Origin of the sequence: Pseudoalteromonas sp. McH1-42 (assembly GCF_022347845.1) — a bacterium.
Taxonomy (GTDB): domain Bacteria; phylum Pseudomonadota; class Gammaproteobacteria; order Enterobacterales; family Alteromonadaceae; genus Pseudoalteromonas; species Pseudoalteromonas rubra_D.
Window position 1 is genome coordinate 187,316 of record NZ_JAKRFU010000008.1, and the last position, 18,560, is coordinate 205,875.

The window sequence follows — 18,560 nt, forward strand, 5'->3', positions numbered from 1 at the left end:
TTCCAGATCAAAATGTGCAAATTAACGGTTATTCATCTAGGATTAGTTGAATAACCGTTTACGTTAACGTAAAGTGGCAAAAGCTTTAATTTAATTAATTTGCATTTACCGCACTAATTATTCAAATCTCTAATCGCGGATCCGGCCCATTTTAAGCGGCTTTGGCGTTGCAAATTAGTTATGACAACAAGAGAAGGTAGGTTATGACTAACCCCAATAACATATCGTTGAATATCAGCCATGCGCTCGAATTTATCGATGGCCATGCGCTTAACATCCCGACGCTGAAGATACTCAGCGAAGACGGTGACATTTTAGATGGCGCCACTGCACCTGACTTAGATAAAGAGACGGCGCTGCGAATTTACTCAACCATGCGCTTTATCCGCTTGTTAGATGAACGTATGCAGGCGGCACAGCGTCAGGGCCGGATTAGCTTCTACATGCAATGTTTAGGAGAAGAGGCCGCGATTACGGCCAGTGCGGCTGCGCTTAAGCAAAAAGATATGATTATGGCGCAGTATCGAGAGCAAGCCGCGCTACATTATCGTGGATTCTCACTTGAGCAGTTTATGAACCAGCTTTTCTCGAACGAAAAAGATTTGGGTAAAGGCCGTCAGATGCCGGTTCACTATGGCTCAAACGAATTACATTACCTGACCATTTCATCGCCACTTGGCACACAGATCCCACAAGCGACGGGCTATGCCTATGGTCAAAAGCTTAAGCACATTGATGCACAAAGTGGTGAGCTCAGCAGCGAGATTGACAATGTAACCATCTGTTACTTCGGTGAGGGCGCCGCATCTGAAGGCGACTTCCATGCTGGTTTAAACATGGCCGCAGTGCACAAAGCGCCTGTGCTATTTTTCGCGCGTAACAATGGTTATGCTATCTCGACCCCAGCTGACGAGCAGTTTAAAGGCGATGGTATTGCGTCTCGTGGTGTCGGTTATGGCATTAAAACCATTCGTGTTGATGGTGCAGACACTCTGGCAGTGTATGCTGCTACACAAAAGGCCCGGGAAATCGCGGTGACTACCGGCGAACCCGTTCTGATTGAATCTATTGCTTACCGTCTCGGTGCGCACTCTACATCTGATGATCCTTCTGGTTATCGTACAAAAGATGAAGAAGCCGAATTCAAGTCAAATTGTCCGGTGGCGCGTTTCAAGGCCTGGTTGCTGAAACAAGGCTGGTTGAACGAAGAAGAAGATGAAGCACAAAAAGACAAGATCCGTGAAGAGATCCTGGCTGCTCTGAAAGTCGCTGAGAAAATACAAAAACCTGCGCTGGAAGAATTGGTTTCAGACGTTTACGATACGCCAATTCCGGCACTACAAAAACAATACGAAGAATTAAAAGAACATATTAAACAGCATCCGGACGCGTATCCAATTACGGCTGGGAGGATCAAATAATGGCTAAAATGAACATGCTACACGCCATTAACTCGGCGCTAGACATTACCATGGCAGAGCACCCGCAGGCGTGTATTTTTGGTGAAGACGTGGGTTATTTTGGTGGCGTATTCCGTGCTACTTCCGGCTTACAAGAAAAATACGGTAAACATCGTGTGTTTAATACGCCGCTGACAGAGCAGGGTATTTTGGGTTTTGCGAATGGCCTTGCTGCGTTTGGCGCACCTGCACTCGCTGAAATCCAATTCGCTGATTATATCTTCCCTGCATTCGACCAGATAGTGAACGAGTCTGCAAAATTCCGCTATCGTTCAGGTAATGAGTTTAATGTGGGTAACTTGACTATTCGTACACCTTACGGCGGTGGTATTGCGGGTGGTTTGTATCACTCACAATCACCTGAGGCTTATTTTGCTCATACACCAGGCCTGAAACTGGTCGTGCCGCGTAACCCATATCAGGCAAAAGGCCTGCTGCGCGCCTGTATCAAAGATGATAATCCAGTGATTTTCTTTGAACCTAAGCGTCTGTACCGCGCCTCAACAGGTGAAGTGCCTGAGGGCGATTACACCATCGAAATTGGTAAAGCTGAAGTGGTCAAAGAAGGTAAAGATGTGACCGTACTAGCCTGGGGTGCCCAGATGGAAATCATTGAGCAAGCAGCTGCTAAGGCTGAAGAAGCCGGGATCAGCTGTGAGATCATTGATCTGCGTTCCATTTTGCCGTGGGACGCTGAAACCATTGCGAAGTCTGTGACTAAAACTGGTCGTCTAGTTATCAGCCATGAAGCGCCGATCACAAATGGATTTGGCGCTGAGATTGCAGCCACGATCCAAAAAGAGTGTTTCTTGCACCTGGAATCGCCCATTGAGCGTGTTTGTGGTCTGGATACGCCTTATCCACTGGCACTGGAAAAAGAGTATGTACCGGATGCACTTAAAGTATTCGCTGCAATTAAGAAGTCAGTAGAGTTTTAAGGGACGGGTCATGTCTAAAGAATTTATTTTACCTGATATTGGCGAAGGGATCGTCGAATGTGAACTGGTCGAGTGGCTAGTTAATGTCGGTGATGAAGTGAAAGAAGATCAGCCAATTTGTGATGTGATGACAGATAAGGCGCTGGTTCAGATCCCAGCCGTGCATGATGGTGTGATCACCCAGTTACATTATGCTAAGGGTGATATTGCGAAAGTGCATGAGCCACTGTTTGCTATGGATGTTGCTGGCGAAGCGCCTGCACCTGTTAGTAGTGTGAGTGACGGTGATTCTGTGGCCCCGACATCAGCAGCGCATTTAGAAGACTTTATATTGCCAGACATTGGTGAAGGAATTGTTGAGTGCGAGATCGTAGAGTGGTTGGTCTCAGAAGGCGACGAGATTAAAGAAGATCAGGCTGTTTGTGATGTAATGACAGATAAAGCGCTGGTGCAAATTCCGGCTAAGTATGATGGTGTCGTTGAAAAACTATATTATCAGAAAGGCGATATTGCTCAGGTTCACAGCCCACTATTTCAGATGCGCCTCGGTGCTGACCATAGCCCGAAACAAGATGAACTGGCCGTGCATAAACCACAACCAGTGAAAGAGAGTAAAGCACCATCTGCACAGCCTTCCGCGCCAGCGAAAGTGAATGGCAAAGCGGTCGCATCTCCAGCAGTCAGACGCCGCGCCCGTGAAATGGACATCGATATTACCCTGGTACCTGGCTCAGGCAAAAATGGTCGAGTGTTCAAAGAAGACCTGGAACGTTTTGCGCAAGGCGGTAATACGTCTGTTGCTCAGGCAACACCGGCTCAAGTTGAACCTTCAGCGACTGCACCGGTTAGTGAAGGAACAACCCGGGTTGAGGCTATCCGAGGTATGAAAGCCGCGATGGCTAAGCAAATGGTCGCGTCTGTTTCTACCATTCCACACTTTACCTACAGTGACGAAATTGATCTGACAGAGCTGATTGCACTGCGCAAGTCTCTTAAAGAGCAGTATGCAAAGCAAGGTATAAAGCTGACAATGATGCCATTCTTTATCAAAGCTCTGTCTCTCGCAATTAAAGAGTTTCCAATCCTTAATTCGCAGGTCAATGATGAGTGTACAGAGATCACTTATTTTGATGATCACAATATAGGTATGGCTGTTGATAGTAAGCTTGGCTTGCTAGTTCCTAACATTAAGCAATGTCAGAATAAGTCAATTGTGGATGTAGCTGAAGCAGTAACGCAGTTAACAGATGCAGCGCGCGAAGGGCGAGTATCACCAAATGATCTCAAAGGGGGTACGATTTCAATTTCGAATATCGGTGCAATTGGTGGTACGACAGCGACCCCAATCATTAATAAACCCGAAGTTGCTATCGTGGCGTTAGGTAAATTACAACACCTGCCTCGCTTTGATGCACAGGGTAATGTGCTCTCACGCTCGATTATGCAAGTCAGCTGGTCTGGTGACCACCGCGTAATTGATGGCGGAACCATTGCAAGATTTAACAATTTGTGGAAGTCTTACTTAGAGGAGCCGGCTAAAATGATGATGGCCATGCGCTAATCGTCGATTTTGCTAGTTTCTTACTTGTTGTAAAGGGCCTTTACGGCCCTTTTTTAATGGCTTCTCGTGTAAAAAATTAAAAAATGTACTCACTATAGCTACACGAATTTCGTTTGATCCTTGCTACCACCTCACTCGTATTGACTGACAGATTTAACTGTTTGGCCTTATTTTATGATCCAAAGCGTGCAAATGGCACTTTTTCCATTACCTGTATTCCTGCTACCTGGTGGTGTAACCCGGTTACGGATTTTTGAGCAAAAATACTTGCGTATGGTCAAAGAAGCTGGCGATGACCGTCATTTTGCTATCGGTTTGTATAAGTCTGCTACTGAATATCAAACTGCGCCATGGGCAAGTTGGGTCGAAATCATTGATTTTGGCTCAGCAGAAGATGATATTCTGACGATAGACGTAAGATCTAAAGGATTATTGGACATTGATGAGGTTTGGATGGAGTCCGACGGATTGCGCCAGGCATGTTTTACTACAAGAGCGCATTGGGCGACGACTGAACTGCTGCCCAGGTATCAGCATATTAGCGACGAACTGGCTCGTATCTTTAATCAGAACCCCGAATTGGCTGCACTTTACCCTGAGCCCAGATTTGAGGATGCAGCCTGGGTGGCGGGACGATTTCTGGAAGTCTTACCTTTTTCTCCAGAGCATAAAGAGGGATTTTGTGAACCAGACACTCTACCTCAGGCGCTAAAATTCCTCGATACCATTTTAACAGGACAAGATGACTGATAAATTCGCTGACTTAGTGATCTAACTTCTTTGGTCTGGCGTACGATAGGTCGAGAAGCAATAAAACCGTTTTTATACTTCCATTATCTATGGATGTGAGCTAATGATAGAAAAGAGCCGACAGCAAAGTACCGAAACGCCACAGGGGTCAGTTATGAAAGACGTTGCTGCTACACAAACATCGGAGCAACGTTTGCTCAGCGCTGAGCAACAGGCGCAGTTGTGCGATTGGATGGATCGTATTGCAAACCAAAGGGACAGAAAGGCGTTTGCCTGTTTATTCAAGTGGTTTGCACCTAAAGTATTGCATTTGGGTCGTCAACGTTTTGGTGATGCAAGCCAGGCGCAGGAGCTTTTGCAGGAAAGCATGGCAAACGTGTGGCGAAAAGCACATTTGTTTAATTCTGAAAAGGGCGCTGTAACCACGTGGATATACACTTTGGTTCGTAACCAGTCTTTCGATATGCTGAGAAAGATGCAAACCAACCGCGAAGACAATCTGAGTGAAGACATTTGGCAGCAACACAGCAACGAGCGTGATGACAGTGCCGAGTTTTCTGACCACCTCCTCGATAGACAGCTTGTTGAGTACGTAGAAAAGCTGCCTGAAGAACAAAAAAATGTCGTTAAGGGCATTTACTTCCAGGAACTGAGTCAGGAAGAGCTGGCAAATCAACTGGGGATACCTTTGGGCACAGTTAAGTCTCGGCTCAGGTTGGCATTAGGTAAATTAAAGGCACACATGGGGGAGCATCATGATTAAATACCACCCATCCGAACAAATCCTGCAATCTTATGTTCAGGGAGAACTGTGTGCTTCGTTGAGCGTAGCCGTGAGTATGCACATAGATATGTGCCCGCAGTGTCAGAGGTTGGCACATCAGTTTGAAACAAGCTGTGCCCACAGTTTTATTGGTGAAGAATTTGAGCCGCAGAGTGAAGACAACTGGGATGACCTCATCGCGCAGATCACTGAGGATACTCTGGTTGATGAAAGGCCATCACCTGCACCCCTTGAGATTGAGGTGAAAGGCGAGCAATTCGTACTGCCTTCCAGCTTACATAACGTCGGCCTCAGTGGGTGGCTGAAACTGGGTAAGCTGTCCCGTTCGAGGCTGAATCTGGGCGATGGCAAATTACACGCAAGCCTTTTGCACATTGAAAAGGGCGGGAGTGTTCCTCAGCACACACATAAAGGATTTGAGCTAACATTGCTCCTGTCCGGTGAGTTTAAAGATGAAATGGACAGCTATGTTCCCGGGGATTTTATTATGCTTGATGGTGAGCACGAGCATTCGCCTGTCGCCACTGAATCGTGTTTGTGTTTTACTTTAGCTGACGATGCATTGCACTTCAGCCAGGGCTTGAGCCAGTTATTCAATCCCATTGGTAAGTTGATTTACTAACCCAGAATTAAGTCTGACTTAATTCCTCCTTCGACTTGAGCACAAAGCCAGCCTTTGTGCTTTTTTCGTTTCTAGGGTACTGATTTCAGGCGCTTTATCAAAAAACCTGCTAATGTACTAACTAGAGCGTCTATATACAGTGAACAGCTGCTACTTACCTTTGTGTCAGTCTGTGAAATGATGACAGGGATTTGGGGCAAATTGATCTTTTGCCAGTCCAAACACGTATTACAGAGCATAGTAACAGAAAGGACAAAGTAATGACCGAACAACCAGACTGGCTCGACAACTTTGTAAGGATTTATAATAAGCTGGATAGAGAAACCTTACATTTATTGGACGAGATCTATCATCCTGAGATTCAGTTCAGCGACCCGCTCCATGGGATCAATGGGCTAACCAATCTAAGCACATATTTCAGCGATATGTACAGTAATGTGATCAGCTGCCAGTTTGATATTCATCACAGTTTGTCGCAGGGCGATCAGGCCGCTTTGTACTGGACTATGCGCTATCGTCACAATCGCCTTGGCAAAGGCCAGGAAATAAGCGTTGAAGGTCACTCTTACCTTAAAGTTCAGGACGGTAAAGTAATAATGCATCGGGATTACTTTGATGCAGGTAGTTTGCTCTATGAACACATTCCACTAATGGGAATGGGGATACGTTGGTTAAAAGGCCGCGTATCTGGCGAGCAAAGTGGTGCTGTGGCGAACAAGGGAGCGCAGGCATGCCCGAAGTTTTAATCACTGGCGCAAGTTCCGGAATAGGACTGGCTCTTGCCAGGCGTTATCTTGAAGCCGGATATAAAGTTCACGTCTGTGGCCGTAGCAAAGACAAACTCGAATCTGTGTTACCTGAGTCAGAATATATCCGTCACTGGTGTTTCGATGTAAGTGATAAAGCAGCGATATTTGACCTAGCTGAACGTTTGCCGCCTTTAGACGGCATCATTCTCAATGCCGGAGGCTGTGAGTACATAAACGATGCACGTCACTTTGACTCTGAATTGTTTGAACGCATTATCAGCGTCAATCTAATTTCAGTAGGGTATTGCCTAGAGGCCTGGCTTAGCAAACTGTCTCGAGGTGCGTTTTTAGTGTTTGTCAGCTCATCAGCCAGCTACTTGCCATTACCTCGGGCAGAAGCTTATGGTGCGTCGAAAGCTGGCCTAACTTACCTGGCTAAAACTCTGGATGTAGATTTGTTGGGCAGTGGCATTCAGATAAGCGTTGTTCACCCAGGTTTTGTGGATACGCCCCTGACGCAAAAGAATGATTTTCCGATGCCTTGTCAAATTACCAGTGAACAGGCTGCTGAACGCATTTTTAGGGGTGTGGAGAACAAGCAGTTTGATATTCACTTTCCACGCAGGTTTACCTATCTGCTCAAATTCTTTGGCTGGTTGCCACATATCGTCTGGCGCCGCCTTGCCTCAAAATGGATAAAAAGATGAAAAAAATAGCCGTCATTGGCAGTGGCGTTTCAGGTATGGTCTGTGCGAGATTGCTCAGTACCAGGCACGAAGTACACTTGTTTGAAAAAAGAGATCGCCTTGGGGGGCACACCGCAACAAAAGAAGTAGAGTATCAGGGGCAAACCTATCAGGTTGATACTGGCTTTATAGTGTATAACGACAGAACTTATCCAAACTTCATCAAACTGATGGACAAGCTTGGGATCCAGGGGAAACCGACGGAAATGAGTTTCAGTGTTCATAACAAGGACTCCGGCCTAGAGTACAATGGTCACGACCTAAATACCTTGTTCGCACAAAGACGTAACCTCTTCCGACCTCGATTCTGGCGTCTCATTCGGGAGATTGTGCGTTTTAATACATCAGCAAAACAGCGCTATGCCGACGACAATTTTTCTAGTCAGGAAACGCTAGGCACTTTTCTTGAAGCGAACAACTTCAGCGAATTTTTTGCAGAGCATTACATTTTGCCGATGGGCGCAGCTATCTGGTCTACTAGTCTACAGAAAATGAAAGAGTTTGAATTGAAGTTTTTTGTGCGATTCTTCTATCATCACGGTTTGCTGAATATCAGTGACAGGCCGCAATGGTATGTGATCCCTGGCGGCTCGAAACAATACATTGCCCCACTATTAAGAGGTCTTGAAGGCAATATTCATCTCAGTGCCGCTATATCCAAAGTCACGCGTGAAAATGGCCGTGTGCAGCTTCACTTTGCAGACGATGTCCGTGAATTCGATGAAGTGGTATTTGCGTGTCATAGTGATCAGGCGCTTAGTTTACTTGGCGACCCGAGTTCCGATGAAACGAGCGTGCTTTCAGCAATTCCCTATGCTCAAAATAGTGTGATACTGCATACAGACACGCAATTATTGCCAAAACGCCGCCTTGCCTGGGCTGCCTGGAATTACTTGCTCGATAATAACGAATCTCGGCCAGCGGCGGTTACCTACAATATGAATATATTGCAGGGCATTCAAGCACCCTGCACATTCTGTGTCACCCTGAACCAGGAAATTGAGCAGGACAAGGTACTCGGCCACTATCAATATGCGCATCCTGTATTTAATACACAAAGTATGGCAGCGCAGCTACGTCGAAAGGAAATTTGCGGGAAGACACAAACGCATTTTGCCGGTGCCTATTGGTACAACGGCTTTCACGAAGATGGTGTACGCAGCGCCGTCGATGTGGCTGCAAGATTCGGTATTAGTCTGGACGATTTGTAATGAGTGATAATGCGACGCAGACCTCACCTTTATATGTTGGTCAGGTAAGACATCGACGCTTTGCACCTGTATATCATGGTTTTTCGTATCGCTTGTATATGCTTTGTCTGGATGTTGAAAGCGACGCTTTCACTCAAGCCGGTCAGGGTTTAATTGGCCCACAATGGTATCGGCCAATTCGCTTTTGCCAAAAAGACTACCTCAAAGGTGATCGCGGAACATTACAACAACGTATAAAAAACAAAGTCATAGAGCTTGGTGGACAGTGGCCCGGCGGACGTATCAAAGCGCTGGTTCAGGGACGTTGTCTGGGTTTGTACTTTAGTCCACTCAACGTTTACTTCTGCTACGATGAGCAGGGAAACTGCAATCTGATGCTGGCCGAGGTGAGCAACACACCATGGAATCAGCGACACTACTATCTGGTGGATATTAGCGAGTCGCAAAGAACAGATAAGGCATTTCATGTGTCACCCTTTATGTCACTGGATATGCAATATCTGTGGCGCGTTAAGGCGCCTCCTGAACATGGCCCCGGGCAGCTGTTGTTACATATAGAAAATCATGCCACGGCAGACCACGACTATAAACAACAGGGGACTTTGGTGAACGATAAACTCTTTGACGCCACTATGGCGCTCAAGTCAAAGCCGCTCTCGTTGAGAAACTTGCTTGGTCTTGGGTTGTGTGTGCCCTCTATGACATTGAAGATATGCCTGGCAATTTACTGGCAGGCCTTAAAACTTTGGGTGAAGCGTGTGCCGTTCATACCGCACCCCGAAACTCACTCTAACTGTAATAAAGCGAAGTGATACATGGAACAAAATAGCCAAACCATCCCCAAGCCTGCCACGGCATCATGGTGGCATAGTTTAATGATCAATAAAGCCAGAGGATTTATCTTTAAGCTGTTGGAAAATCTGGAGCATGATCGTCTCGAAATCATCGAAGGAAGTGAGAAGGTTGTGTTAGGCGCGATGCAGCCCAGGATCTATGCCACTATATTTGTGTCCGATCCTAGCTTTTATCTGGACGTATTGAAAGGCGGTGGGATTGGCGCCGCCGAAGCATTTATCGATGGCAAATGGGGAAGTTCCGAGTTAACAAAGGTCATACGCATCTTTGCTTGTGCTCAGTCACAACTGGACGAGCTGGAAGGCAAGATGTCCTGGTTGACTTCACTCAAAAACCGCGTTTTTCATTTTGGCAACCGTAACAGTGAATCCGGCTCAAAACAGAATATACTGGCACATTATGACCTGAGTAATGATTTATATCAGTCGTTTCTTGATCCTACTATGATGTATTCCAGCGCGGTCTTTGACACGCTCGACCAGCCACTTGAGCAAGCACAAAATAATAAACTCAAGATCATATGCGATAAACTTGAGCTGAGTGAGCGGGATCACCTGTTAGAGATTGGTACAGGGTGGGGCGCATTGGCATTATTTGCAGCTCAAAATTACGGTTGTAAAGTGACTACCACGACGATCTCAGATGCTCAGCATGAGTTTACAGCGCAGCGAATTAAATCAGCTGGTTTAGAGGGCCAAATCACTTTGTTAAAACAGGATTATCGGTTGTTGGAAGGCAAGTACGATAAGCTGGTGTCTATCGAAATGATAGAAGCGGTGGGACACAGTTACATGGCTGGTTTTTTTGCAAAGTGTAGCAGCTTGCTGAAGGATAATGGCCTGATGCTATTACAGGCCATCACCATCGCAGATAAACGCTATGACCACTACAGAAACAATGTGGACTTTATTCAACGCTACATATTTCCCGGTGGCTGTTTGCCATCCATAGCGGTGATGTCTGATCATCTCGCCACTCAAACAGACATGGTTGTGCGTGACATAGACGACATCGGCCTGCATTACGCACAAACACTCAAGCGTTGGCGTGAGCAATTTGAGCAGAATTGGCAACAGATCCGTACTTTTGGTTTTGATGAGCGATTCCGACGTCTGTGGCTGTTTTATCTACAGTACTGTGAAGGTGCTTTCTTAGAACGTGTTATAAGCACGCATCACCTGGTAGCTCGTAAGCCACGACATATTGGGGTGAATGATGCGCAATTTTTGGCTGATTAATCTCATAATCTTTCAATCTGTGTGGTGGTTGTGCGCCTTATTCACAGGTCAGGCTGTGCCTTTGGTTGGGCTTTTGTTTTTACTGCATTTTGCCCTTTCACCAAGCAGAAAAGCTGACGCCCGGAGCTTGTTGATTTTACCGCTTGGGTTGATTGTCGACCAATCGCTCTCACTTTTGGGGGTAATAAGTTTTGCGGACGGCTATCAATTACTACCTCTGTGGCTTGTTCTACTTTGGGGTCATTTTACGCTGACGCTTAACCATAGTCTGAGTTGGATGAGTCGCTATCATTTTGGCATACAGGGTGCGCTTGGTGCGGTATTTGGCGCACTAAGTTATATCGGTGGGATAAAGCTCGGTGCTCTGAACAGTGCACTCTCACTGACAAATGTGTTTTTAATTTTTGCTGTTGTTTGGGCCGTCATTTTACCTTTGGTAGTGCACCTCAACGGTCGAATGGGACAGCGCCTGGGAGTACAACATGTTTAAAGAATTGTGCAAAACGCTAGTCGCGTTAGCGATGTTTTCAGTACCTTTAGTCGCGCCATTACAGGCAAGTGCCTCGACGGCAACACAATTGTCTACGTTAGAACTACGAGGTACGGCCGATTTACGCTATCTGTTTTGGGATGTCTATTCAGCAGCACTGTATACCGGTGGAGAAGCATATCAGGCAGACCAGTTTCCACAGGTGTTGAGTTTAACTTACAAACGCGACATAGAAGCACAGGAGCTGGTTGATGCCACGCGAGAACAGTGGCAAAAGCAAAAACTGGAACTGGACAACGCTGAGCAGTGGCTGAGACAACTAGTACAACTCTGGCCTGACATACAAAAGGGCAACCAACTTATTCTGGTGGTCGACCGTGACAAGCAAAGCCGCTTTTATTTTCGTCCTGACCCGGGGGCAGAGGTTAAAAGTGCTTTGTCAGAAGGTGAGCTGAAAACGTCTGCGCGTTTTCTCGGCGCGATTAATGACCAAGCCTTTGGTCCTGCGTTCTTGGCCATATGGCTATCAGAAAAAACCACAGAACCAAAGCTGAGAGAGCAGCTCATTGGAAAAAGGTAAAACAAGATGAAAGTATATTTGGCGTTGCTGCTGATTTTTACACTCAGTGGCTGTACCAGCAAAACTATTGCTGACTATAGCGAAACAAAGCCGGACCTGGCACTGGAGCAGTTTTTTAGTGGAGAGTTGACCGCATATGGTATTGTCCTTGACCGAAGCGGCAATCTCACACGACGTTTTGAAGCCGATCTGATAGGCACCTGGGAGGGCAACAAAGGCGAGTTAAAAGAATGGTTTCGATTTGACGACGGAGAAAAGTCAACCAGAATCTGGCAACTGGAAAAAACGGCCGATAATCTTTATAAAGGCACCGCAGGGGACGTCATTGGCGTGGCGCAGGGTGAAACAGCAGGTTCAGCGTTGTACTGGCGCTACCAATTGGAGATCCAATACCAGGGCTCCCCATTGGAAGTTACTCTGGACGACTGGATGTATCTTGTGAATGAAAAGCGCTTGTTTAACCGCACTGAGATTATAAAATGGGGCTTCAAAGTCGGCGAGGTTATTCTAATCATAGAAAAACATGACAGTTGAAGACATTTGTCGTGTTCACAAACAAAGGCCTGTAAATCAGGCCTTTATTGTTATCAGCGTATGAGTGAAACCTAGCGGGTTCCCTTCCAAATTTATGCTTACCAGTCCCTTACATCGTGAAAACGTGCTTTTTATCTACGGCTTTAATAGCGTCATGATTGCTTTGTGGCTTGTTTGTTAGCTGATGGAATGCAGTACATTGCGTGTGACTCCAAAAACGAAATCAAGGGCATCGTTTTGGATTGAGGCTGGTGCAAGTGCCGTGAAATAATAAAAGCCCGTCTAATTCAGACGGGCTTTTACATCAATGCGATTGAAATAGATTAAAACGCACTCGTATCCTGGAACAGGCCTACTTTTAGATCTTTCGCTTCGTATATAACGCGGCCGTCAACTTCTACTGTGCCGTCTGCAAGACCCATAAACAGTTTACGCTTGATAACGCGTTTCATGTCTACGCGATATGTTACTTTTTTAGCTGTTGGTAGGATCTGGCCTGTAAACTTAACTTCACCTACACCCAAAGCACGGCCAAGGCCCGGTCCACTAGACCAGCCAAGGAAGAAGCCAACGATCTGCCACATGGCATCCAGACCTAAACAACCAGGCATTACCGGGTCGCCACGGAAATGGCAGTCAAAAAACCATAGATCAGGGTTAATATCTAGCTCAGCGACGATCTGACCTTTGCCAAACTCGCCACCATCTTCATTAATCTCGATGATACGATCCATCATGAGCATGTTATCGATTGGCAGACGACAGTTGTTCTCGCCAAACATTTTGCCTTCAGCACATAGGATCAGTTCTTCTTTTGTATAGCTATTTTTTGGTTCCATAATCATCAGTCTTAGTCTTAAATTGTCGCTACTTTAGCTTACACTTGTACGCTAAACAACTCTGAACAGTTAAAATTTGCCTGCTCTATGAGCGCTTTACCCGTCAGATGATGTATTTTCATTCACCCAACTTTACCGGGCTGCCTGTTTTTCAATCACGTGGTCATTCGTTGTGCATCAGCTAGTGTGGGTTTTATAGTATAACGCCGTAATTATGGCTTACTTTACACTGGGATACTCAAAAATGAATGAAAATCATTCAAAGAATGGCCTCGATTAGAATATTTCTTTGTTTCAGGACCTTTCAAGGCGATTTTTGCTTTAAAAATCTTTATAATTGAGACAGTCATTTTTAATGTTAGCGGAAGTTTATGATCCTTTTTGTAGATGCCTTGACGGTAATTGATTTTTCTTACTTGTGTGGTAAACGAGGCGCGGTAGGCGAGAGCTGGATTGTGGATATGACACTGCATGGCCAGTTAAATGAAGAGTCTATGGTATTGGACTTTGCCAAAGTAAAGAAGCAGATCAAGGCCATTATAGATGACACGATTGATCATAAGTTGGCTATTCCCAGCCAGCTTTCATGCAATTATGAATCACAAGGCGGTAGGGTGAGTTTTGACGGTTTGTTTGGCGGGCATCACCTTGCAATGAGTGCACCTGACGAAGCTGTTTGCATCGTAGAAGGCGCGCAAATCAATGAAGCCAGTGTTATTGCTTTTCTTAAACAACAGATTTTGCCAAAAATGCCAGACAACGTGAAAGACTTGGAGATTGAACTGCGTCCTGAGCCGAGCCGTAGTTTCTATTACCACTACAGTCACGGTTTGAAAAAACACGATGGAAATTGCCAGCGTATCATTCATGGCCACCGTTCTGATATTGGCATTTACCTTGATGATATCAGCATGCCGCGCCTACAAAAAGAGTGGGCAGAGCGTTGGCAGGATATCTACCTGGGCAGTCAGGAAGATCTTATCGATGTGAGTGACTTGCAATACATTAAACCACATGATGATGATTATGCATTTGCCTACACAGCTTCTCAGGGCTATTTTGAATTAGCTATCAGTAAGGCTCGGTGTGATCTGATCCCCTGTGACAGTACAGTGGAGTGTTTAGCCGACTATCTTGCCAGAGAGATCAAGGCTCAGTATCCTGACAGAAAAGTTAAAGTTAAGGCGTTTGAAGGAGTCGGAAAAGGAGCAATCGCTTATGCCTGATTGGCTGATTAGAGCGAAAAAGACCGGCATTATACTGGCCGGCTTGTTAGTGAATATAAGTACGGGTCATACTATTGAACTAAAAGGCTCACTGACCCAGGGTGGTATGGTGATTGCTGAGTTGGCCGGCGTAAAATCTGCCAGACTTAACGACAAAGAGTTAGCTATCTCACCTGATGGAAAATTTGTTTTTGGCTTTGGCCGGGATGCTGATACAGAGCATACCCTAAGCTGGGTAGACCAAAGCGGAAAAGTACACTCCAAAAACTTGATGATCACCACGCGTGACTATGATATTGACCGTATTACCGGTGTAGAGAAAAAGTATGTATCGCCGCCAAAGGAAGTGTTGGCTCGGATCCGCAAAGAAGGTGCGCAAGTTAGTGCCGCTAGAGGTAAACTAAGCACCTTATCTTATTTCGATGACCCGGTTTATAGGCCAGCAAAAGGCAGAATATCGGGAGTCTACGGCAGCCAACGTTATTTTAATGGTCAACCCAGAAGGCCTCACTTTGGGTTGGATATTGCTAATAAAACGGGCACGCCAGTACTTGCGCCCGTAGCAGGGAAAGTTGTATTTGCTAACCCGGATCTCTACTACAGTGGTGGTACGCTGATCCTTGACCATGGATATGGCATTACCTCTACCTATATACATCTCAACAAACTCCATGTCGAAGTCGGGCAAATAGTTGAGCTGGGCGACCATATTGCCGATATAGGTGCCACTGGCAGGGTAACTGGCCCACACTTGGATTGGCGTTTTAATTGGTTTAATGAACGTTTAGATCCTCAACTTCTTATGATTGATAAACTCGCAACAAAAAGCAGTAAAGAATGACACAAACAGATAAAGACGCAGTAATTGCACAAAGAATTAAAGACTCGCAAACCTCAGTAACCAAAACTGTTTTTCCAGGTCGGACGAACCACCACAATACACTGTTTGGTGGTGATGCACTGGCATGGATGGATGAGGTTGCTTTCATCGCAGCGACGCGTTTTTGCCGCAAACCTCTGGTTACCATTTCATCAGACAGGGTCGACTTTAAAGAAGCAATTCCGGCCGGTACATTTGCAGAATTGGTTGCTAATGTAGTACATGTAGGTAATACCAGCTTGAAAGTCGAAGTTCATATCTATCTAGAAACCATGCATAAAGACGACAAGCACCTAGCGATCTCGGGTAGCTTTACGTTTGTTGCTGTCGATGACAACCATAGACCAACACCTGTGGTATGTGATCAGATGCTAAATGGGTTTAGCTAATCAATTTCAAAATTTTTAAATAGTAACAACTAACAGGAGTTTTTGACTCCTTTATTTTAAATAGAACACATCATACTTATCTATAGTTAATAAGTATCTTTTCATGAGAGAGGGTGTTTAAATAAATTCTCCAGAAAAGAGAACCTTCAACTTTACTTTTTAGATCTTGATTCCAAACATCTTTCACAGGTTTTATGAGAGAATAGACTTAAGGAGATAGTCGGGACAACTGATTGGTTTAAATTAACAAATAGCCAAGTGCAGTAAAGCATATTATCCAGAAGGGAGTTATGGAACACCGTATTTCAACACATCTACACCTCACTCCGTTAGATACTGAACATGCAGGCACACTGTTTAATGCAGTTGAAGCGAGTCGTGAAAGCTTACAAAAATACTTGCCGTGGGTGAAAAAGCTAACAGAGATCCGAGATGCGGAAACTTATATTGCAGAGCGGATTCAGTTATTAAACGCAGAATATTTTGCCATTATGAAACGGGGTCATTTTATCGGGGTATTTGCGATTAAACCAGCTAACTCCCAGAGTACTTGTGAAATAGGCTATTGGCTCATTGATAAGGCAAGGGGTAAAGCGGTAATCAGTCGGATATTAGGTGTAATCTTGCCTTATCTTAAAAACGTTCGACAAGTACATTATGTAGAATTTCACTGCCTGGAAAATAACAAGGCGAGTATCAAAATAGCAAAACGTGCAGGAGCCTCACTTATCGAATGTTATTCGAGTAAATCTGAGTTCAATGCAGCACCACGTTTGATGTGCCTTTATCGGACTTACTTGCAGAATTGTAAACCTTCTTGCTGAAGTTATATAAGTTTTCATTTTTCTCGGGTACAATCTCGTCCCTTAAAAGAGACTAACCCATAATTACGGGTTGCTCCTAACCTGCAAAGCAGTGCCACATAACTGTTTTGCAATTATTAAAACTAAATAATAAGAGTTTAGGATAATTCATGATAAAAAAAATATTACTATCTTTGAGCTGTGCCCTTGCAATTAGCAGTTTTGGCGCGCAGGCCAGTGGAAAATGGCATACTTCAAAACTTCATACTGTATATCCAACGTCTCAAGGCGGCTTTGTACTGACTTTTAAAACTAATGCGCCAGATTGCTCTCAAACAGTTAACTCGGCACATAAATATCACTATGTTGAAGTAAATAAACATAGTATGACTATGGAAGGAGCAAATAAGATCTATTCACTTGCTCTGATGGCTGCAGCGTCTAATAAAAGCATGAGTTTTTTCTATGATAGCACAAGCGACAAGTGTTATATCAACAGAGCCTATGTGCAGTTTTAATTGAAACTATGATCAAAAAAGTCGACCTTAGGTCGACTTTTTTCGGTTCTAAAGCACCATTGCAGCTATCCAGCCAAAGATTAACAGGGGAATGTTGAAATGAATAAATGTAGGCACTACTGAATCCCAAATATGATCATGTTGACCATCTGCATTCAAACCCGAAGTTGGGCCCAAAGTAGAATCAGAAGCTGGTGACCCTGCGTCTCCTAATGCACCAGCCGTACCAACGAGCGCAACCGTAGCCATTGCTGAAAACCCGACTTCCATAGATAAAGGAACGAACAGAGTCGCTATGATTGGCACAGTCGAAAAAGAACTACCGATGCCCATGGTAATCAACAAGCCTACCAGCAAGATCATAGCTGCTGCCAGCGGTTTATTCTCTCCAACAAACTCAGCACAGGCACTTACCAGACTAGCTACATCACCAGTTTCTTTCATAACAGAAGCAAAACCTTGTGCCGAGATCATAATAAAACCAATCATGGCCATCATGGCCACACCTTTACTGAAGACGTCTGAGCTTTGATCCCATTTAACAATTCCGAACAGGCTGAACATCATCACTCCAACAAGGCCACCCAATATCATTGAGCCACTGACGTTTTGCGCAAGAAGTGAACAAATAATCGCAAGGGTGCCTGCCACTATGACTTTACGTTTTTCAGCATCATTCAGCCGAGGTTTGTCAGTCAGCTCGTTTGCCTGAGACGACTCGTTGTAACTATAGTTGCGCTTTTTCCGGTAACTCACAAACACAGCAACAATCAGACCTGCCAGCATACCCAAAGCTGGAATAACCATTGCGTAAGGTACTTGTGTATTGACAATCTCAAGGCCGTTATCAACCAGGTTTTTATGCAAAATGGAGTATAAATAAATACCTCCGAAACCATATGGCAAGACCATGTAAGATGTTGCTAAACCGAAAGTTAAAATACATGCAATAGCACGGCGATCGATATTTAGCTGATTGAATATCACCAACAATGGAGGTATAAGAATTGGAATAAATGCAATGTGTACGGGAATGAGGTTTTGTGAGGCAACCGAGCAGCCCAAAATAATGACCATAATGAGCATGCTTAGCAACTGGCTTGAGTTTTGCTGATTACCATGAACCAGAGACAGTAATTTATCTGCCAGGATTTGGGTTAAGCCGGACTTAGATATCGCGACTGCAAAAGCGCCTAACATCGCATAGCTGAGCGCAATCTCTGCACCACCAGATAACCCGGAGTTAAATGCATTCAGCGTATCAGATAGACCTAAACCCGCACTTAAACCCGCAACCATAGCACTAATTGTCATTGCGACAATCACGTTCACTCTAAATAGTGTCAGGCCGAGCATCAGCAAAACACCAATAATAACAGCATTCATA

General features: G+C 45.0%; 21 protein-coding genes. 19 read left to right on the forward strand and 2 right to left on the reverse strand.

Going from position 1 to position 18,560, the window contains the following annotated elements; genetic code table 11:
* Positions 1–203: 203 nt before the first annotated feature.
* The 14 genes from MHN31_RS08455 (at position 204) to MHN31_RS08520 (ending at position 12,518) form a co-directional block, all read left to right on the forward strand.
* On the forward strand, positions 204–1,421 hold the full coding sequence (locus tag MHN31_RS08455; protein WP_239444050.1) for a thiamine pyrophosphate-dependent dehydrogenase E1 component subunit alpha: 1,218 nt from the start codon (positions 204–206) through the stop codon (positions 1,419–1,421).
* Positions 1,421–2,398, forward strand: coding sequence for a transketolase C-terminal domain-containing protein (locus tag MHN31_RS08460; protein WP_010384723.1), 978 nt, complete (start codon positions 1,421–1,423; stop codon positions 2,396–2,398). The genes MHN31_RS08455 and MHN31_RS08460 overlap by 1 nt, the downstream gene beginning before the upstream one ends.
* Positions 2,399–2,408: 10 nt before the next feature.
* Complete coding sequence (locus MHN31_RS08465; protein WP_239444051.1) at positions 2,409–3,959, forward strand: dihydrolipoyllysine-residue acetyltransferase; 1,551 nt, start codon at positions 2,409–2,411, stop codon at positions 3,957–3,959.
* Positions 3,960–4,151: 192 nt separating this feature from the next.
* Entirely contained in the window at positions 4,152–4,709 is a 558-nt protein-coding gene (locus MHN31_RS08470; RefSeq protein ID WP_125559489.1) for a hypothetical protein, read from the forward strand.
* Positions 4,710–4,812: 103 nt separating this feature from the next.
* Complete coding sequence (locus MHN31_RS08475; protein WP_010384719.1) at positions 4,813–5,472, forward strand: sigma-70 family RNA polymerase sigma factor; 660 nt, start codon at positions 4,813–4,815, stop codon at positions 5,470–5,472.
* A complete protein-coding gene (locus MHN31_RS08480; RefSeq protein WP_239444052.1) occupies positions 5,465–6,115 on the forward strand; it encodes a ChrR family anti-sigma-E factor in 651 nt (216 codons plus the stop codon). Before MHN31_RS08475 ends, MHN31_RS08480 begins: the two co-directional genes overlap by 8 nt.
* Positions 6,116–6,375: 260 nt before the next feature.
* Positions 6,376–6,861, forward strand: coding sequence for a nuclear transport factor 2 family protein (locus tag MHN31_RS08485; RefSeq protein ID WP_194867284.1), 486 nt, complete (start codon positions 6,376–6,378; stop codon positions 6,859–6,861).
* A complete protein-coding gene (locus MHN31_RS08490) occupies positions 6,846–7,571 on the forward strand; it encodes an SDR family NAD(P)-dependent oxidoreductase (RefSeq protein WP_239444053.1) in 726 nt (241 codons plus the stop codon). The genes MHN31_RS08485 and MHN31_RS08490 overlap by 16 nt, the downstream gene beginning before the upstream one ends.
* Entirely contained in the window at positions 7,568–8,821 is a 1,254-nt protein-coding gene (locus tag MHN31_RS08495) for an FAD-dependent oxidoreductase (protein ID WP_239444054.1), read from the forward strand. The genes MHN31_RS08490 and MHN31_RS08495 overlap by 4 nt, the downstream gene beginning before the upstream one ends.
* Entirely contained in the window at positions 8,821–9,633 is an 813-nt protein-coding gene (locus tag MHN31_RS08500) for a DUF1365 domain-containing protein (protein WP_125559501.1), read from the forward strand. The genes MHN31_RS08495 and MHN31_RS08500 overlap by 1 nt, the downstream gene beginning before the upstream one ends.
* A gap of 3 nt (positions 9,634–9,636) precedes the next feature.
* Positions 9,637–10,914, forward strand: a complete 1,278-nt coding sequence (locus MHN31_RS08505) for a cyclopropane-fatty-acyl-phospholipid synthase family protein (RefSeq protein WP_239444055.1) — start codon at positions 9,637–9,639, stop codon at positions 10,912–10,914.
* Positions 10,892–11,404: a DUF2878 domain-containing protein gene (locus MHN31_RS08510; protein WP_239444100.1), complete on the forward strand. Its 513-nt coding sequence runs from the start codon at positions 10,892–10,894 to the stop codon at positions 11,402–11,404. Before MHN31_RS08505 ends, MHN31_RS08510 begins: the two co-directional genes overlap by 23 nt.
* A complete protein-coding gene (locus tag MHN31_RS08515) occupies positions 11,397–11,984 on the forward strand; it encodes a chalcone isomerase family protein (protein WP_125559507.1) in 588 nt (195 codons plus the stop codon). The genes MHN31_RS08510 and MHN31_RS08515 overlap by 8 nt, the downstream gene beginning before the upstream one ends.
* 6 nt (positions 11,985–11,990) lie before the next feature.
* Positions 11,991–12,518: a DUF3833 domain-containing protein gene (locus MHN31_RS08520; protein WP_125559509.1), complete on the forward strand. Its 528-nt coding sequence runs from the start codon at positions 11,991–11,993 to the stop codon at positions 12,516–12,518.
* A 323-nt stretch (positions 12,519–12,841) separates the two neighbouring features.
* Here the strand turns inward: MHN31_RS08520 and fabA are convergent, their stop codons facing one another.
* On the reverse strand, positions 12,842–13,357 hold the full coding sequence (gene fabA / locus MHN31_RS08525; protein WP_239444056.1) for a bifunctional 3-hydroxydecanoyl-ACP dehydratase/trans-2-decenoyl-ACP isomerase: 516 nt from the start codon (positions 13,355–13,357) through the stop codon (positions 12,842–12,844).
* Between the two features lie 371 nt (positions 13,358–13,728).
* Here fabA and MHN31_RS08530 point away from each other — a divergent pair, with 371 nt between their 5' ends.
* The 5 genes from MHN31_RS08530 (at position 13,729) to MHN31_RS08550 (ending at position 17,173) form a co-directional block, all read left to right on the forward strand.
* On the forward strand, positions 13,729–14,583 hold the full coding sequence (locus MHN31_RS08530) for a 6-carboxytetrahydropterin synthase (RefSeq protein ID WP_239444057.1): 855 nt from the start codon (positions 13,729–13,731) through the stop codon (positions 14,581–14,583).
* Complete coding sequence (locus tag MHN31_RS08535; protein WP_125559513.1) at positions 14,576–15,424, forward strand: M23 family metallopeptidase; 849 nt, start codon at positions 14,576–14,578, stop codon at positions 15,422–15,424. Before MHN31_RS08530 ends, MHN31_RS08535 begins: the two co-directional genes overlap by 8 nt.
* The gene (locus MHN31_RS08540; RefSeq protein ID WP_046004424.1) at positions 15,421–15,852 is read left to right on the forward strand and encodes an acyl-CoA thioesterase; all 432 of its coding nucleotides are present in this window, start codon (positions 15,421–15,423) and stop codon (positions 15,850–15,852) included. The genes MHN31_RS08535 and MHN31_RS08540 overlap by 4 nt, the downstream gene beginning before the upstream one ends.
* Positions 15,853–16,142: 290 nt before the next feature.
* A complete protein-coding gene (locus MHN31_RS08545) occupies positions 16,143–16,676 on the forward strand; it encodes a GNAT family N-acetyltransferase (RefSeq protein WP_239444058.1) in 534 nt (177 codons plus the stop codon).
* A gap of 149 nt (positions 16,677–16,825) precedes the next feature.
* The gene (locus MHN31_RS08550) at positions 16,826–17,173 is read left to right on the forward strand and encodes a response regulator receiver protein (RefSeq protein WP_125559517.1); all 348 of its coding nucleotides are present in this window, start codon (positions 16,826–16,828) and stop codon (positions 17,171–17,173) included.
* Between the two features lie 48 nt (positions 17,174–17,221).
* Here the strand turns inward: MHN31_RS08550 and MHN31_RS08555 are convergent, their stop codons facing one another.
* Positions 17,222–18,559, reverse strand: coding sequence for a Na+/H+ antiporter family protein (locus MHN31_RS08555; protein WP_125559519.1), 1,338 nt, complete (start codon positions 18,557–18,559; stop codon positions 17,222–17,224).
* Position 18,560: the final 1 nt, after the last annotated feature.

Coding starts and splice junctions, on each gene's coding strand:
- MHN31_RS08455 (WP_239444050.1), top strand. CDS start 204: ATGACTAACCCCAATAACATATCGTTGAATATCAGCCATGCGCTCGAA.
- MHN31_RS08460 (WP_010384723.1), top strand. CDS start 1,421: ATGGCTAAAATGAACATGCTACACGCCATTAACTCGGCGCTAGACATT.
- MHN31_RS08465 (WP_239444051.1), top strand. CDS start 2,409: ATGTCTAAAGAATTTATTTTACCTGATATTGGCGAAGGGATCGTCGAA.
- MHN31_RS08470 (WP_125559489.1), top strand. CDS start 4,152: ATGGCACTTTTTCCATTACCTGTATTCCTGCTACCTGGTGGTGTAACC.
- MHN31_RS08475 (WP_010384719.1), top strand. CDS start 4,813: ATGATAGAAAAGAGCCGACAGCAAAGTACCGAAACGCCACAGGGGTCA.
- MHN31_RS08480 (WP_239444052.1), top strand. CDS start 5,465: ATGATTAAATACCACCCATCCGAACAAATCCTGCAATCTTATGTTCAG.
- MHN31_RS08485 (WP_194867284.1), top strand. CDS start 6,376: ATGACCGAACAACCAGACTGGCTCGACAACTTTGTAAGGATTTATAAT.
- MHN31_RS08490 (WP_239444053.1), top strand. CDS start 6,846: ATGCCCGAAGTTTTAATCACTGGCGCAAGTTCCGGAATAGGACTGGCT.
- MHN31_RS08495 (WP_239444054.1), top strand. CDS start 7,568: ATGAAAAAAATAGCCGTCATTGGCAGTGGCGTTTCAGGTATGGTCTGT.
- MHN31_RS08500 (WP_125559501.1), top strand. CDS start 8,821: ATGAGTGATAATGCGACGCAGACCTCACCTTTATATGTTGGTCAGGTA.
- MHN31_RS08505 (WP_239444055.1), top strand. CDS start 9,637: ATGGAACAAAATAGCCAAACCATCCCCAAGCCTGCCACGGCATCATGG.
- MHN31_RS08510 (WP_239444100.1), top strand. CDS start 10,892: ATGCGCAATTTTTGGCTGATTAATCTCATAATCTTTCAATCTGTGTGG.
- MHN31_RS08515 (WP_125559507.1), top strand. CDS start 11,397: ATGTTTAAAGAATTGTGCAAAACGCTAGTCGCGTTAGCGATGTTTTCA.
- MHN31_RS08520 (WP_125559509.1), top strand. CDS start 11,991: ATGAAAGTATATTTGGCGTTGCTGCTGATTTTTACACTCAGTGGCTGT.
- fabA (WP_239444056.1), bottom strand. CDS start 13,357: ATGGAACCAAAAAATAGCTATACAAAAGAAGAACTGATCCTATGTGCT.
- MHN31_RS08530 (WP_239444057.1), top strand. CDS start 13,729: ATGATCCTTTTTGTAGATGCCTTGACGGTAATTGATTTTTCTTACTTG.
- MHN31_RS08535 (WP_125559513.1), top strand. CDS start 14,576: ATGCCTGATTGGCTGATTAGAGCGAAAAAGACCGGCATTATACTGGCC.
- MHN31_RS08540 (WP_046004424.1), top strand. CDS start 15,421: ATGACACAAACAGATAAAGACGCAGTAATTGCACAAAGAATTAAAGAC.
- MHN31_RS08545 (WP_239444058.1), top strand. CDS start 16,143: ATGGAACACCGTATTTCAACACATCTACACCTCACTCCGTTAGATACT.
- MHN31_RS08550 (WP_125559517.1), top strand. CDS start 16,826: ATGATAAAAAAAATATTACTATCTTTGAGCTGTGCCCTTGCAATTAGC.
- MHN31_RS08555 (WP_125559519.1), bottom strand. CDS start 18,559: ATGAATGCTGTTATTATTGGTGTTTTGCTGATGCTCGGCCTGACACTA.